Annotated in this window: 13 protein-coding genes; 7 read left to right on the top strand and 6 right to left on the bottom strand. The window is 75.9% G+C overall.

Annotated elements, in window-relative coordinates:
- Positions 1–575: 575 nt before the first annotated feature.
- From MCM47_RS06810 to MCM47_RS06800, 3 genes are all read left to right on the top strand, one after another.
- The gene (locus MCM47_RS06810; RefSeq protein WP_238859483.1) at positions 576–968 is read left to right on the top strand and encodes a hypothetical protein; all 393 of its coding nucleotides are present in this window, start codon (positions 576–578) and stop codon (positions 966–968) included.
- An 82-nt stretch (positions 969–1050) separates the two neighbouring features.
- The gene (locus MCM47_RS06805; protein ID WP_238859481.1) at positions 1051–1545 is read left to right on the top strand and encodes a helix-turn-helix transcriptional regulator; all 495 of its coding nucleotides are present in this window, start codon (positions 1051–1053) and stop codon (positions 1543–1545) included.
- A gap of 10 nt (positions 1546–1555) precedes the next feature.
- A complete protein-coding gene (locus MCM47_RS06800) occupies positions 1556–1966 on the top strand; it encodes a VOC family protein (RefSeq protein WP_238859479.1) in 411 nt (136 codons plus the stop codon).
- A gap of 56 nt (positions 1967–2022) precedes the next feature.
- Here the strand turns inward: MCM47_RS06800 and MCM47_RS06795 are convergent, their stop codons facing one another.
- The 4 genes from MCM47_RS06795 to MCM47_RS06780 form a co-directional block, all read right to left on the bottom strand.
- Positions 2023–2325 (bottom strand): hypothetical protein, encoded by a 303-nt coding sequence (locus tag MCM47_RS06795; protein WP_238859476.1) that lies wholly within the window; start codon positions 2323–2325, stop codon positions 2023–2025.
- Between the two features lie 196 nt (positions 2326–2521).
- Positions 2522–3217, bottom strand: coding sequence for an SMI1/KNR4 family protein (locus MCM47_RS06790; protein WP_238859474.1), 696 nt, complete (start codon positions 3215–3217; stop codon positions 2522–2524).
- A gap of 42 nt (positions 3218–3259) precedes the next feature.
- Entirely contained in the window at positions 3260–4432 is a 1173-nt protein-coding gene (locus MCM47_RS06785; protein ID WP_238859472.1) for a serine/threonine-protein kinase, read from the bottom strand.
- 120 nt (positions 4433–4552) lie between these two features.
- The gene (locus MCM47_RS06780) at positions 4553–5464 is read right to left on the bottom strand and encodes an SMI1/KNR4 family protein (protein WP_238859470.1); all 912 of its coding nucleotides are present in this window, start codon (positions 5462–5464) and stop codon (positions 4553–4555) included.
- 174 nt (positions 5465–5638) lie between these two features.
- Between MCM47_RS06780 and MCM47_RS06775 the strand changes: the two genes are divergently transcribed.
- Positions 5639–6445 (top strand): SDR family NAD(P)-dependent oxidoreductase, encoded by an 807-nt coding sequence (locus MCM47_RS06775; protein WP_238859469.1) that lies wholly within the window; start codon positions 5639–5641, stop codon positions 6443–6445.
- 144 nt (positions 6446–6589) lie between these two features.
- On the opposite strand, the gene MCM47_RS06770 is transcribed toward MCM47_RS06775, so the two are convergent.
- Entirely contained in the window at positions 6590–7006 is a 417-nt protein-coding gene (locus tag MCM47_RS06770; protein ID WP_238859468.1) for a hypothetical protein, read from the bottom strand.
- A gap of 90 nt (positions 7007–7096) precedes the next feature.
- Positions 7097–11146, bottom strand: coding sequence for a helix-turn-helix domain-containing protein (locus MCM47_RS06765; protein ID WP_238859467.1), 4050 nt, complete (start codon positions 11144–11146; stop codon positions 7097–7099).
- 360 nt (positions 11147–11506) lie between these two features.
- Between MCM47_RS06765 and MCM47_RS06760 the strand changes: the two genes are divergently transcribed.
- The 3 genes from MCM47_RS06760 to MCM47_RS06750 all read left to right on the top strand — a co-directional run bounded on the left by MCM47_RS06760 (position 11507) and on the right by MCM47_RS06750 (position 14197).
- The gene (locus MCM47_RS06760; RefSeq protein ID WP_238859466.1) at positions 11507–12307 is read left to right on the top strand and encodes a glycoside hydrolase family 25 protein; all 801 of its coding nucleotides are present in this window, start codon (positions 11507–11509) and stop codon (positions 12305–12307) included.
- Between the two features lie 60 nt (positions 12308–12367).
- Positions 12368–13003, top strand: a complete 636-nt coding sequence (locus MCM47_RS06755; RefSeq protein ID WP_238859465.1) for a C40 family peptidase — start codon at positions 12368–12370, stop codon at positions 13001–13003.
- 306 nt (positions 13004–13309) lie between these two features.
- Positions 13310–14197: an MBL fold metallo-hydrolase gene (locus tag MCM47_RS06750; RefSeq protein WP_238859464.1), complete on the top strand. Its 888-nt coding sequence runs from the start codon at positions 13310–13312 to the stop codon at positions 14195–14197.
- The last annotated feature ends 5 nt before the right edge of the window (positions 14198–14202 follow it).

The following is a 14202-nucleotide window of genomic DNA, read 5'->3' as shown; positions in this document are numbered from 1 at the left end:
CGCGCTGCGCCACGGGCGCCTCCACCGCGAGGCCGGCAAGGCGGACGCCCCGCCCATGCGGTCGAGGCGCAGACCGAGCGCTGCCGCGACTGCGAGCGCAGCGTCCGCCGCCGAGCCACGGCCCGCGCGAGGCCCCCCTGCCCGGTTCTCCCGGGCGGGAGCCTCGCAGCTTCCGGCGCGGTTGCGGGCCGACGTCCGGGGCGGCCGCCGCGCCGCCGCCGAACGCGCCCGGTGAGGTGCCTGCTGCACGCGGTCACGGAATGGTCCGCGCCGTGGCGGCTTGCGGGCTCAGGCCGTCGGATCGGGTTATCGTGCCCTGCAGAGACTTCGGTCGCCCCCGGCCAACGGCCCGGGGCTCACCGGAGCAGGCCCGCCACCCACGGGCCGGACGGCCCGCAGCGGCACGAGCGACCCTCCGATCGCCTCCGACGGCCGAACCCAGCAAGGCCTCTGCCCGCGCCCGGGCAGGCCCGCCGTCCCCACTGGCGCGCCTGCGACCGCGGCCCCGGCAGCCCGGCCGCACGGCCCGGTCCCCCCACCGGGCCGGCCGATCCGTTGCACCAGGAGCCGCCTCCATGGCACTCGACCCCTGCTACGCGCGTACCGACGCGCACCCGGCCCCCGCCGCCGTATCGTCGGCCGCCGCGCCCGCCCCGGCCACCGCCTCACCGGCCGCCGTCTTCGCGGCCGCCGGCGCGCCCATGCCGGACGCACCGCCCGCCGACCCCGTCTGTACCGCCGCCGGCCACGGCGTCTACGCACCCGTGCTGCCGCTCTGGCTGGTCACCATGCCGACCAGGACCACCGACGGGACCACCGGCAGCCAGACCTTCGCCGTCCGGGCCGCCACCGTCCCGACGGCCATCGCGACCGCCGCCGTCCGCGCCGGGAGCCAGGAGGCCCGCCTGCGCCGGCGCGGCGCCCGGATCGACGCCCACTGCGCCCGGGTCGTCCTGCACTGCGCGTGACCGCCCCGCTCCCCACCGCCCCCGCGTGCGGCCCCTTTCCGCAGGTGGGGGCCGTGTCGGGGGCCGGTGGTAGCGTCGAACCATGACCCCGGAGGAGCTCGCCGACCTCGCGCACCTGCGCCGCGCGCGGGACTTGATCGACCGGGAGTTCGCACGCCCGCTCGACGTGCCGACGATGGCCCGCCGGGCGCTGATGTCGCCGGCGCACTTCTCGCGGCGGTTCCGGGCGGCCTACGGCGAGACGCCCTACGGCTACCTCATGACCCGCCGGATCGAGCGGGCGATGGCACTGCTGCGCTCGGGCACGAGCGTGACCGACGCGTGCATGGCGGTCGGCTGCACCTCCCTCGGATCGTTCAGCTCGCGCTTCACCGAGCTCGTCGGCGAGCCACCGAGCGCCTACCGCGCCCGGGAGCACCTGGCCGTCGCGGCGATGCCCGCCTGCGTGGCCAAGGTGCGTACCCGACCGGCGCGCACACGGGCAGGACGCCCCGTCGGGAGCGGGGCGCTCCCGGTGGGCAAGAGGCCGGGCGATCCGAGCAGGATTCGAGAAGCGGGCCCCGGGGCCGCGACCTAACGTGGGCGGCATGACCATCGCACTGCACTACTGCCACATCACCGTCAACGACCTGGACGGCTCGCTCGCCTTCTACCGCGACGCGCTCGGCCTCGACGTCCGCAACGACGTCTCCTCCGGCGAGCACCGCTGGGTCACCCTCGGCAGCCCGGACCAGCCCGACCTCGACATCGTGCTCTCCGAGCCGCATGCCGGCCGCTCCCGGGCCGACGGCGACGCCCTCCAGGAGCTGCTCGTCAAGGGCGTCCTGCCGATGACCGTCTTCAGCACCGACGACGTCGACGCGACCTTCGAGCGGGTCCGTGCCTCCGGCGCCGAGGTCCTCCAGGAGCCGATCGACCAGGCCTGGGGGCCGCGCGACTGCGCGTTCCGCGACCCCTCGGGGAACATGGTGCGGATCCAGCAGGAGGCCAAGGCCTGACGAGGCGGCCGCGCAACCCCTTGCCCACCCCGTCGGCTCCGCACCACCCGCGGCTCTCAGGCCCCGGTCGCACCGGGCCGTTCGCCTGCCGCACGGAGCCGTTCGGTCAGGGTGGCGAGCCCCTTCCGGACGTCGTGGACGGCGCCGCGGGCGTCGGCGGTGGTCATCCGGTACGGGTAGTAGAGGTCGACGAACTCCCGGGCGACCTCCACGAGCGTCGCGGCCGCGTCGAGGACCGTCGCCTCGTTCTCGCGCAGCACGTTCCCGCGGTCGCCGCGCGCCGGGGTGATGACCGTCTCGCGCGCCAGCTTCTCCACCTCGCGGACCGCGTCGACGATCGCCTTCAGTCCGTCGTCCATGCCCCTGCCCCTCGCCCGTGATGCGGTTCAAGGACCGCTCGGTCCGTTGACTTGGCGTCAGTGTGCCCGCGTGGAAAGTCCGTTCACGCGAGCGCCACGCAGAAACGGTCCGGCAGGGCGGGGAGGACGGGGCACTGGGGAGCTTCGCGGGGCGCGCGTCGAGCTGTCGCACGCCCCCACGGCCGCGCCCGCGTGGTCACTCCTCCCGGGGCACAGCGGCGAACACGGCCCCGCCGGCGGCACGTTCCAGGCGGTACGGGCCGCACACCCGGTCGAAGCGGGCCCGGCTCCCCGGCGGGGCGACGCGCAGGTCGGCCACCGGTGCGGCGTCCGGGACCCGGCGGGCCAGCTCGGCGACCACGGGGTCCGCGTGGGCCGCGCGGAGCTCCGCTGCACGGTGCAGGGGCAGGTCCAGGCCGTCCGGGTACAGCGCGTCCCAGAAGTCGTCGGCATAGGGCTGGACGCCCTCGTCGAAGCCGGTCTCCTCCACCAACTCCTCAGCGGTGCCGATCAGTCGGTCCAGCCACTCGGTCAGCGAACCGGCCTGGACGTACAGCCCGCCCTCCCGGTACTGCATGAGCACCTGACCCCATCCCCCGTCGGCCGCGATGTCGACCCAGGTGAGCCCGCCGCCTCCGTCGTCCGACACCACCCACCGCCGTTCCGGCAGGCCCTGCCCGCTCCCCTGGCGCGGATGCCCGGTCAGCACGAACTCGACCGGCGGAACGGTGAATCCGCCCAACCTGCCGAGCAGTTCACGCTCGGCGGCGGGCACGGGCAGGGGCGGGTCCCCGGCTTCCCCGGGTGCTGCGCCCGGGCGCAGCGCGAGGTCGAACGGCACCCGGTCGGCGAGCGCGTGCAGGCGGGCGAGCAGGGAGTCGGCGGTGATCACGTCGGCCAGGCTAGCCCAGGCGCGGTGCCGCACGGTGGCGGTTCAGAGCGCGAGGGTGCGCCAGCCCTGGGTGATCTGGTCCTGCACGGGGACCGGGGCGGGGTGGGCGGTCAGCAGCTCCAGCAGGGCCGCGCCGTCGGCGGGGCGGTCGGACGGCTCGGCGGTGAGCGCCCGGGCCACGACGGCGGCCAGCGCGGGGTCCAGATCCCCGACGGCCGCGAGTGCGGCGGGCTCCGGGCCGGTGTCGATGATCCGCCGGATCACCGCGCCGGTACTGGTCGCCGCGAACGGGCTGGCGCCGTGCGCGGCGCAGACCACGCAGCAGGCCCAGGCCCAGACGTCGGCGGCCGTGCCGACCCGCTCGTCGCCGAACTGCTCGGGCGCCATGTAGGTCAGCGTGCCGGGGCCGCCGCCGGCCGCGGTGAGCCTGGTGCCGTCCACGAGTGCGGCGATGCCGAAGTCGAGCAGGCGCGGCCCGGCGGTGGTCAGCATGATGTTGGCCGGCTTGAGGTCACGATGGACCAGACCGAGCCGGTGCACCCCGGACAGGGCCACGGCCAGCGCGAGCGCCAGGGCCCGCAGCGCCTCCGGGGAGCGGATCGGGCCCTGCTCGCGCAGGTGGGCGTCCAAGGGGCGGCCGTCCAGCAGTTCCATCACCAGGTACGGCCGTCCGCCGTCCACCCCGCCGTCGAGGACGCGGGCGGTGTAGGCGCCGGGGACCATGCCCAGCACCTCCGCCTCGCGCTCGAACCGGCGCAACAGCTCGGTGTTGTCGAGCAGTTCGGGGTTGATGGTCTTCAGCGCCACCTGCGTCGCCGCGCCCTCCCGCCGGGCCAGGTACACCGTACCCATCCCACCGGAGCCGATCCGGCCGAGCAGGTGGTAGCCACCGATCGTCCGCGGCTCGCCCTGGTGCATCGGCTGGTGCGCGACCGTGGGGGCGGGCGCCGAGGGTGCGAACGGCGTGGCCGGTGCCGCCGGCACGGCCGGAGCGACCGGCGCGGCGGCCGCACCCCGGTCGGCCTGCGGCTGGACGTACGTCCGGGCCTGGGGGTAGGGCACGGACGGGAGGAGGGACGGCACCGCGTCGGCAGTGTCCGGGCGCCTCCGCCGTCGCTTGCGTCCCGCGAGGACCGCTCGGGCCACGATGACGACGGCCAGGACGACGACGATGACGACGATCAGGCCGAAGGGTGCCACAGCGGAGGCTTGCATGCGGCCACCCTAGGGTGCCGCCGCCAATTCCCGCCAGACAGAGGACATTTGGGAACACCTGGACGATTGCCGAGGCTCGGGCCGCCCGGCGTCGAGCCCCCGGTGCCGGCCGCCGCGGACCTACTCGCCGTCCCAGGGCGTGGCCGTGAGCACGCCCCCGCGGGCGTGGCGGCCGTAGCGGCACGTCGCCGCGGACAGCTCGAAGTCGACGCGGACGGGGCCGGCCACCGTACGGAGGTCCACGAGCCGACCGTCGTCGGGCAGTTCGGCCGCCGCCGCCTTCAGGACCGGGTCGCCGCCCGCCCGCGCCTCCGCCGCGGTCATCGACTCGAGATCCGCGGGCCGCTCCTCCCCGTCGGGCCAGAGGTCGGCCAGCCGCATGCGGAAGGCCCGTACGTCGCCCGCCGGGGTCTCGGCGAGGGCCCGTTCCAGGCAGCGGGCCAGGTGGTGGAGCCAGGACGGCAGGGAAGGAGCGAGGCGGACGGTGTCGGCCGCGTCCCAGAACATGAACACCGGCCCCCACGCGCCGCTCTCCCGGTCGACGTCCACGTAGACGTGGCCGTCGCCGTGGTCGGTGAAGACGAACCAGTGGGTGCCCGGGCCGCCCGCGTGGTCCTGGTACCACCCGGTGCTGCCACCGGCGTGGTGGCCGTGGTTGTAGGCGTGGTCGAGGTCCACGTGGTCGATCGACTCGTGGCCGTTCACGGGCGACCGGGAGACGATCATCCGGACCCCGCCGACCGCCCGCAGCAGCACCCGGATCTCCTCGGGCACGACGACCGGCCAGGCGTCGAGACGCGCGTCGTCGATGCCGGGGTCGAGGGTCACCAGACCACCGGAGGCCGCCGCCACCCGTCGCAGCAGCGCGACCGCGTCGGCGGCGGTCGGGGCCTCCACGGCGGTCGGGCCTTCGGTGGCGAGGGGGCCCTCGGCGGCGGTGGCGCCGGAGAGGTGGGCCGGTACGGGCAGGTCGGTCGGTACGGGCTGGTCGGTCGGTACGGGCTGGTCGGTCGGCACGGGCTGGTCGGTCATCGGTCCCCCGGGGTGGTTCGGCAGTCGGGGAGGACGCTACCCCAGCGGGGTGACAGGCGGACGGGAGGGCGAGCGGAGGGGCGAACGGCACGGCAGCCGGACCTGACGGGTCGTGAGCATAGGATCCGATGGTCAGTCCACAGAACACCGATTCCCTCCCGGAGGCTGGAGCCCATGTCCGACCAGCGCGTTGTCATCGTCACCGGCGGCGGTACCGGCATCGGTGCCGCGACCGCCCGGCTGCTGCGGGCCGAGGGCCACCACGTGGTCGTCTCCGGGCGCCGCGCCGAGCCGCTGGCGCGGATCGCCGAGGAGACCGGCGCGGTGGCGCACGTGTCCGACACCACCGAGCCGGCCGACGTCGAGGCGCTGGTGGAGACGGCCCTGTCCGCGTTCGGCCGGCTCGACGGCCTGGTCCTCAACGCCGGTGTCGGGCGCGGCGGCGCGGTGGGCGACGTCACCCTGGAGGACTGGGAGCTGGTGATGCGCACCAACCTCACCGGGCCGTTCCTGATGCTGCGGGCCGCACTGCCGCACCTGCTGCGCTCGCGGGGCTCGGTCGTGGCGGTGGCCTCGGTCTCCGCGCTGCGCAACGGCCCGGGGAGCGCCGCCTACGCCACCTCCAAGGCCGCGCTGCTCCAGCTCTGCCGCTCGCTCACCGTCGACTACGGCCACCTCGGCCTGCGCGCCAACACCGTCTGCCCGGGCTGGGTGCGCACCGAGATGGCCGACCGCCGGATGACGCGCTTCGCGGACGCCGAGCAGCTGCCCGGCGGCGTGGACGAGGCCTACCGGCAGGCCACCCGGCTCGCCCCGGCCGCACGCCCCGGCGAGCCGGAGGAGGTCGCCGCGGCCATCGGCTGGCTGCTCTCCCCCGCGGCGAGCTACGTCAACGGTGCCGTCCTCACGGTCGACGGCGGGGTCACCGCGATCGACCCGGGCACCACGGCCTTCGACTTCCGGATCGAGCCGCGCCACTGACGTTCCGCCGCCGACGGGCACCCCGGGCGTTTGCGTGCCCACCGGCCGCCGAACCCGGGTGGGACCCCGACCCGGTGGGGCATGACGTCGGGTCAGGACCTCGAAGCCCCGGGCGAGGTCCTGGGCGTCGTCCGCGACGCCGGCCTAGGGGCCGAAGCCGATCTCCCGGTCCGCGGCGGCGATCTGGTCGTGGAAGCGCTTGTGGACCCAGTGGCGCTCACCGACGAGGTGCAGCTCCCCCCATCGACCGGAGACCGGACCGAGCCGGGTGGCGCGTGGCATCGTGGCCGCCAGACGCCGCGGGCCGGCACCGCCGGACAGCTTGCCGCTGTCCAGCACGTGGATGGCGTCCCGGGTGACCACCACGCACCGGTACGTGTTCCAGAACATCGTCAGGCCGGTCAGATAGGTGATGACGAAGAACAGGAAGTTCGGCGCGCTCTGGCAGATGAACGCCTGCCGTATCTCACTACCGGCCGGCAGGAACGGCGTCGAGCGCCGAACCAGGTCCTGCCGCGGCTCGGGATCACGCCGGCCGGTCTGGTCAGGGCTGTCGGTCACGGGTGGTCCCTTCCCCGTCACGCACACCTGCATGTGCCGCGAGCGCGGTGCCGGGTGGATCGCCGCTCAGCGGTGTCCCGCCCCGGCGGGTCAGGGGCAGGTGGGGCGGTAGGGGGCGCCGGCGGCGAGGCGGAGCCAGTCGCGGTGCGGCAGGGGCGGGCGGACGACGGAGCAGGCCTCGGCGGCGGCCGTGGCCGGGTCGAGGCTCCAGACGGGGGCGGCGCCGCTGTCACCCCCCGTCAGGACGCGGCCGTCGGGGAGGAAGGCGAGTCCGTTGAGCGGCAGGCCCGGACCGGTGAGGGTGGCCGCCGGGGCCGGGGAGTCGAGATCCCAAAGCCGCAGCGCGCCCTGGTGGCCGACGTCGGCGAGGGTGCGACCGTCCGGGGCGAAGGCGAGGGCGTGGACGGTGTCGGAGCCCACGGTGCGCGCCGCTGCCTCCGGCTCCGCGGCGCGGTTCGGATCGGCGCCCAGCGGTCGGCCGGTGCGGACGTCCCAGACCACGACCAGGCGGTCGTTGCCGGCCGTCGCCAGGAGGCGGCCGTCCGGGCTGACCGCGAGGTGGCGCAGGTGGTCGGCGTGGTGGATGTCGCTCTTCCGCGGGCGCGCGTCCGGGTCGGCGGCCGCGAGCAGGTGGACGTACTGCGAGTCGCAGGCGAAGGCCAGGTCCGCGCCGTCGCCGAGGAACACCGCCGCGTACACCGGACCGCACGGGTCGAGCGGGCGGGCGTGCAGCGGCGTGCCGTCCGGCGCTCCGGTGAACAGCCGGCCGTCGGCCGTGCCCACCGCCAGCACGGTGCCGTCGGGGCTGAGCGCCAGTGCGGTCGGGGACCCGCCCACGTCGACGGCGGCCACCGGAGTGCCGTCCACGACGCGGAGGAACCGGACGGCGCCGCCCTCGTGGGCGGTCGCCAGGGTGCGGCCGCGGCGGTCGAACGCCAGGGCGGTGACACGCCGCCCGTCGGGCGGGGCGACCGCGACCGGGCGCGGCACGGGGCCGCCGACGTCCCAGAGGGCGATCCGTCCGTCGGCGGTGCCGACCGCCGCGCGGTCGCCGGCCGAGGCGACGGCCGTGACGGCGGGTCGGTCGGGGCCCGGCGCGAGGTCGGTGCCGCGGTGGAGGTCCCAGAGCAGGACGCTGCCGGGCGGGGAGCTGATGCCCGCCGAGGTGACGACGGTCCGGTTGTCACCGGCGACGGCGACGTTGAGGACGAAGGTCGGGTGGCCGCGCAGTTCGACCGCGACCCGGCCGGTGGGCAGGTCCCAGACGCGGGTGGTCTGGTCGGCGCCGGCCGAGAGCAGGGTGGTTCCGTCCGGGGTGAGGGCCAGGGCGTTGACGGGGCCCTGGTGGGCCGGCGGCAGGTCGGTGGACGGCCACTCGGCGGGGTGGTCGGCCACGGGCCCGGTCAGCCGGTGGATCGGCGGGGAGGTCTGCGGCTCGTCCCCGTCCGCGCCCGAAGCGCCCGCCTGCGGGGCGGACGACGCCGGAGCGGACGACGCCGGGCCGGGCGGCGCCGTGGTGCCCGGGACCGGCGCGGCGCCCGGCACCGGGCCGCCGTCCGCCGGAGGCCGCCAGAGCCGGATGTGCCCGCGGTCGCCGCCGACCGCCAGCAGTCGCCCGTCGGCGGCGAAGGCCACCGACTTCGGCGCCGGGGCCCGCCCGGCGAACACCGTCGTCGCCCCTCCCTCCGGGGCGCGGGACGGATCGGCGTCCCGGACGCCGCCCACCTCCCCCAGGTCCCGGACCAGCACGTCGCCGTCGGTGGATGCGGAGGCGAGCAGGTGGCCGGGCCCGAAGGCGACGCCCTGGACCACCCCCGTGTGACCGGTCAGCGTCCGCACCGGGGGCGCGGCGCCCGCGTCCGTGCGCCACACCCAGACGCACCCGCGTCCGGGCGGGGCGGCGTCGCTGCTGGCGGCCGCGAGCAGGGCGCCGTCCCGGCTGAAGGCCAGCCGCTTCGCCGCCGAGGTGCCGGTCGGGAGGCTCTGCGGCATCACCGGGGACGGCAACCGCTGCCGGTCGGCGACCCGCCAGAGCAGGATGCGCAGGCCCTCCTTCCTGGTGACCGTCGCGGCCAGCAGCGATCCGTCGGGACTGAACCTGACGTCCTGCACCGGGGCTCTCACGTCGTGGCCCTGCAGCTCGGCCACCCGGGCCGTGGTGTGCGCGTCCCAGAGCGCCACCTGCCCCTGGGAGTCGCCGGTGGCCACCAGCCGCCCGTCGGGGCTGATCGCCAGTCCGTTGACGCCCAGGGTGAAGCCGGGGATCCGCCCGGTCAGCTGTTGGGACTGGGTGCTCAGCACCGCATCCTCGGCCGGGCGCCGCAGGCCGGTGCCGCCGGACAGGGTGACCCTGCGGGCCTCGACCGACTCCAGCATCGCCGCATACGGGTCCCGCCCGGCGTTGCGTTCGGCGCCGGAGAGCAGCGCGCGGGCGAGGTTGGTGCGGTTGGCGCCGGTCGCACGGTCCCACTGCTGCCAGGCGAAGCCGCCCGCGAGCAGTGCCGCCACCAGCAACAGGGCGAGCCCCGCGACCAGCTGGCGCAGCGTCCGCACGCGGCGCCGCTCGGCCCGCTGTTCCAGCTCGGCACGGGCCGCACCGGCCGTCAGGAACTCCCGCTCGACGGGCGTGAGCAGCTCCTCGCCGGCGGGCTCGGCCGCCCGTTCGCACGCCAGCTCCAGCCGGCTGCCCCGGTAGAGCAGCGCCTCCTCCCGGCCGGCCTCGGCCCAGTGCTCGGCGTCCTGGGTGAGCTGCTGGTGCAGGCGCAGACCGGCCCGCCCCTCGTCGACCCAGTCGCGCAGGCGAGGCCAGGCTCGCAGCAGCGCTTCGTGGGAGAGCGTCACGCCGGTCGCGTCGACGGTGAGCAGGCGGTCGTCGGCGAAGGAGGCGAGCACCTGGTCGAGCACGCGGTCCTCCGGAGCGGGGCCAGGGGCGCCGGGGCCGGGGGCGGAGGCGTCGAGACCGGGCGGCGCACCGGGATCGGAGACGGGCCTGCCCGCCAGGGCGGCGCGGTCGGCCCGGCGGCGCGAGGCCCGGCCGTCCGGGCCGAGGTGGACCAGCCGGAGCAGCACCCGGCGGGCGGTGGCCCGCGCCGCGTCGTCCTCCAAGCGGGCCCAGGCGCGCTCGGCCGTCGCGGCGACCGAGCCGTGCAGCCCGCCGATGGCCCGGTAGCCGGCCAGGGTGAGGGAGCGTCCGGCGCGCTGCTGCCAGACCGCGCGCAGGGTGTGGGCGAGCAGCGGCAGGGCGCCGGGGTCGTAGGCGCCGGCGGTGCCGGTGGTTCCGGCGCCCTCCAGGCCGAGGTCGGTGACCATGAGTTCCAGCAGTCCGGGTTCGAGCTCCAGCCGGGCGGTGCGGGCCGGCCCGGTGATCGCCTCGGCCAGCTCGGCGGCGTTCATGGGCCCGAGGGCCAGCTGGCCGCGCCGGACGGCCTTCAGCAGGCCGTCGTGCGCCAGGCAGTGGCCGTACAGGTCGGCGCGGAGACCCAGCACCACCAGTCGGCGGCCCCCGGGGCCGGCCTCGCGGCAGAGCGCGTCCAGGAACGCCCGCCGCTGCTCGGGATCCGCGCAGAGGGTGAAGAGCTCCTCGGCCTGGTCGACGATCCACACGGCGTCCGGGCCGTCGGCGAGTTCGGCGAGCCGGTCGAGCGGGCGGCCGGTCGGGGTGAGGACGGCGGCGGAGGCGGGGCCGAGGCCCGCCAGGCCGCCGCGGCGCAGAGCGGGCACCAGGCCGGCCCGCAGCAGCGAGGACTTCCCGGCGCCGGACGGACCGACCACCAGGACGGGACCGCCGCGGTCGGCGTGGCGCTCGGCGAGCAGGCCCAGCAGCGCGGCGCGGGCGCGTTCGCGGCCGTGGAACCAGCGCTCGTCCTCCGCGCGGAAGGACGCGAGCCCCGGGTAGGGGCAGTGGCCGCGCGTCGCCAGCGCGACCAGGGAGCCGCCGGCGCGCAGGGCCCGGTCGCAGGCGCGGGCGAACTCGGCGGTGGCCGGCTTGTCGCCGGTCTCCACCTTGCTGATGTGGCTCTTGTCGTAGTGCACCCGGCCGGCGAGGTCGGCCTGCGAGAGTCCGGCCTCGCGGCGCAGCGTGCGCAGGACCGTTCCGAACCCGGCCCCGCCCGGCTGCCCCGTGTCGCTCTCCGTGCTCACCCTCGGCCCCCGCTCGACTCGCTCCCGACCCGTCAACGACTGGGCTCCGAGCGGGTCACGCGAGGTCGGGCATTCCCCTCTCATGAGTGATGACGGCAGGTCAGAGGGGTTGTCGAGATGTCCCGTCCGCTCGACAACAGGCAACGGGTGCAGGCCGGGCCGCCGCTGGGCGAAGCTCTCACCGGGCAGCGGAACAGCCGGCCGGCACCGCACCGGACCGAACGCTCCGTCACCGTTGCTCCCACACCACCGCTCCGTCACCGCAGCTCCGTCACCGCCGCTCCGTCACCGCCGCTCCGTCACCACCGCTCACCACCGTTCTGTCACCACCCCCGGAACCACAGCAGAGGAGAACCCGACGTGAAGCTCCGCTTCCGCAGCACGGTCCACCGGGCCGTCCGGGCGGCCGCCGTCGCCGCCGTCGCGGCGTCCGCCGTCGCCGCGTCCGCCCTCGGCGCGGCCGCCCTCGGGCCGGCCTCGCCGGCCGGCGCCGCGGGCACCGGTCCGGACGCCTACGCGGTGCGCGGCATCGACAGCTACCACGGCGACCACGGCCCGAAGGAGGACCAGGCCTTCGACTGGCCCGCGATCGCCCGCAGTGGCCAGTCCTTCGTCATGCTCAAGGCCACCCAGGGCACCGCCTTCACCGACGGCTGGTTCGGCCGGGACCTCGCCGGCGCCCGTTCGGTGGACCTGGTCCGCACCGGCTACCACTACTTCACCGCCGACCAGGACGGCACCGCCCAGGCCGACCACTTCCTCGACGTTCTGCACCGCGAGGGCTTCTCCGGCACCCGGCCGGGCGAGCTGCCGCCGGTGGTGGACCTCGAACAGTGCCGGAGCGACGGTCACCGGCTCCGGCTCGACCAGGTGAAGGCCTTCCTCCAGCGGGTGCAGCAGGCCACCGGCGCCACGCCGATCGTCTACACCCGCAAGAACTTCGTCGACGAGTGCCTCGGCGGGACCGAGGAGCTGAGCGGCTACCCGCTCTGGCTCGCCCGCTACGGCACCACCCCGCCCGAGCCGCTGCCCGGCGCCAAGGGTTGGGACTTCTGGCAGTACAGCGACCGCGCGTCGGTGCCGGGCACGCCCGGCACGGTCGACGCCAGTGTCTTCCACGCCGACCGGGCGGCGCTGCGCCGCCTGGCCCACCAGGGCTGACGCCCCTTCCGGACTCCACCTCCACCCCGTTCCCGCACCACCGCCGCAGGAGGCACCACCATGAAGCACATCCGCCGTTCGACCGCCGCCGCCCTCGCCGCCGCCGTGCTCGGCTCGCTCGTCCTCACCGGACCGGCCGTCGCGCTGCCGGCCGGCGCCCCGTCCCCCGCCGCGGTCTCCGAGGTCGCCGATCCGGTCCTCGACACCGAGGACGAGGGCGGTGAGGCCCTCGACGCCGGCTCGGAGACCGAGCGGGCCGCGGCCCCCAGGATCACCCGGGCCGAGGAGATCCGGCGGGCGAAGGTCTGGCTGACGGACAACGCGGGCAGGGCCGTGCCGTACAGCCAGAAGAAGACCTGGAAGGACGGCTACCGCCAGGACTGCTCCGGCTACGCCTCGATGGCCCTCAAGCTCCCCAAGTCCGGCCCGAACACGGTGTCGCTGAAGAACGACGGCTGGACCAAGCCGATCGCGATGCAGGACCTGCGCCAGGGCGACCTGGTCATCAAGGCCAACAGCAACGACCCGAACCACCGGCACGTCGTCATCTTCGACGGCTGGGCGGACGGCAAGCACGCCTCCTACTGGTCCTACGAGCAGGCCGGCAAGGTCGGCACCCGGCGCGCCACGCACAACTACGGCCTGAAGTCCGGTGACGGCTACCACGCCCACCGCCCGGTCAACCTGGTCGACTGACACCTGCGCGAGCCGCGCGCCCCGTGCCACCCGCACCCCCGAAGCACTCGGGACCGCGGGCGGCACGGGGCGCGGTGGCAGCAGGGCGCGGTAGCAGCGGGGCGGGGTGGCAGCGGGGCTCAGTGACACCACGGGCTCAGGGCCCGAGGCGCAGGGCACGGGGGTCGTGAGGCCTCGAACATCCCGCGACGGGCGCTGTCACAGGCGCCTGGTAGGTTCGCACCCGGTGGCTCCCGCAAGGGTGCCGCGCCCGTCCGCCGGGGGGCAGACGGGACGTCGACGCGCTGACCGGAACCAGGAGGCGGCATGACCCCCGACCCGCGCCCGATCGACTTCACGGACGTGTCCGCGCACCTGGCGGGCCGCTCGCTCGACGTCCGGTGGATCCACGGCTCCGAGTCCGCCAAGCACAACACGGACCCGGAGCTGCAGGTCCACCGCTACGACGAGCACACCGTGATCCTGCGGCAGAACATGGCGGTGAACTACGAGGCGCCGTTCCTGTTCCTGCTCTTCGGCAACGACCGCGCCGTGCTGCTGGACACCGGCGCGACCGCGTCCCCCGAACTGTTCCCGCTCCGCCGCGTCGTCGACGAGCTGGTGGCGGACTGGCTCGACCGCCACCCGCGCCCCGGCTACCAGCTGGTCGTCCTGCACAGCCACGGGCACGGGGACCACGTCGCGGGGGACGCGCAGTTCGCCGACCGCCCCGACACCGTGGTGGTGGGCGCGGAGCTCGCCACCGTCCGGGCCTTCCTGGGCCTGGACGACGATCTCGACCGGCCTGCCCCGCTGGACCTCGGTGGCCGGGTGCTGACCTGCCTGCCCGGTCCCGGCCACCACGAGGCGGCGATCTCCTACTACGACCCGTTCACCGGCTTCCTGCTCACCGGTGACACCGTCTACCCGGGCCGGCTGTACGTGTCCGACTGGGACGCCTACACCGCCACGATCGACCGGCTGATCGCCTTCGCGGCCGCGCACCCGGTGAGCCACGTGCTCGGCTGTCACATCGAGATGAGCAGCGAGCCGGGCGTCGACTACCCGATCCGGTACACCTACCAGCCGGACGAGCCGCCGCTGCAGCTCGGGGTCGACCGGCTCCAGGCCGTCCGCGACGCCCTGGAGAAGGCGGACGGCCGGCCCGGCCGGTACGTCCACGACGACTTCGTGATCGTCTACGGCCCGTCCTGAGCGGC

This window comes from Kitasatospora sp. A2-31 (genome assembly GCF_022288725.1).
Classification (GTDB): Bacteria; Actinomycetota; Actinomycetes; order Streptomycetales; family Streptomycetaceae; genus Kitasatospora.
Note: the sequence above shows the minus strand (reverse complement) of the source record. Positions and strands in the feature narration are given on the sequence as shown.

Excerpts from the sequence above, each read along its gene's own strand:
- MCM47_RS06810 (WP_238859483.1), top strand. The coding sequence starts at position 576 with ATGGCACTCGACCCCTGCTACGCGCGTACCGACGCGCACCCGGCCCCC.
- MCM47_RS06805 (WP_238859481.1), top strand. The coding sequence starts at position 1,051 with ATGACCCCGGAGGAGCTCGCCGACCTCGCGCACCTGCGCCGCGCGCGG.
- MCM47_RS06800 (WP_238859479.1), top strand. The coding sequence starts at position 1,556 with ATGACCATCGCACTGCACTACTGCCACATCACCGTCAACGACCTGGAC.
- MCM47_RS06795 (WP_238859476.1), bottom strand. The coding sequence starts at position 2,325 with ATGGACGACGGACTGAAGGCGATCGTCGACGCGGTCCGCGAGGTGGAG.
- MCM47_RS06785 (WP_238859472.1), bottom strand. The coding sequence starts at position 4,432 with ATGCAAGCCTCCGCTGTGGCACCCTTCGGCCTGATCGTCGTCATCGTC.
- MCM47_RS06780 (WP_238859470.1), bottom strand. The coding sequence starts at position 5,464 with ATGACCGACCAGCCCGTGCCGACCGACCAGCCCGTACCGACCGACCAG.
- MCM47_RS06775 (WP_238859469.1), top strand. The coding sequence starts at position 5,639 with ATGTCCGACCAGCGCGTTGTCATCGTCACCGGCGGCGGTACCGGCATC.
- MCM47_RS06755 (WP_238859465.1), top strand. The coding sequence starts at position 12,368 with ATGAAGCACATCCGCCGTTCGACCGCCGCCGCCCTCGCCGCCGCCGTG.
- MCM47_RS06750 (WP_238859464.1), top strand. The coding sequence starts at position 13,310 with ATGACCCCCGACCCGCGCCCGATCGACTTCACGGACGTGTCCGCGCAC.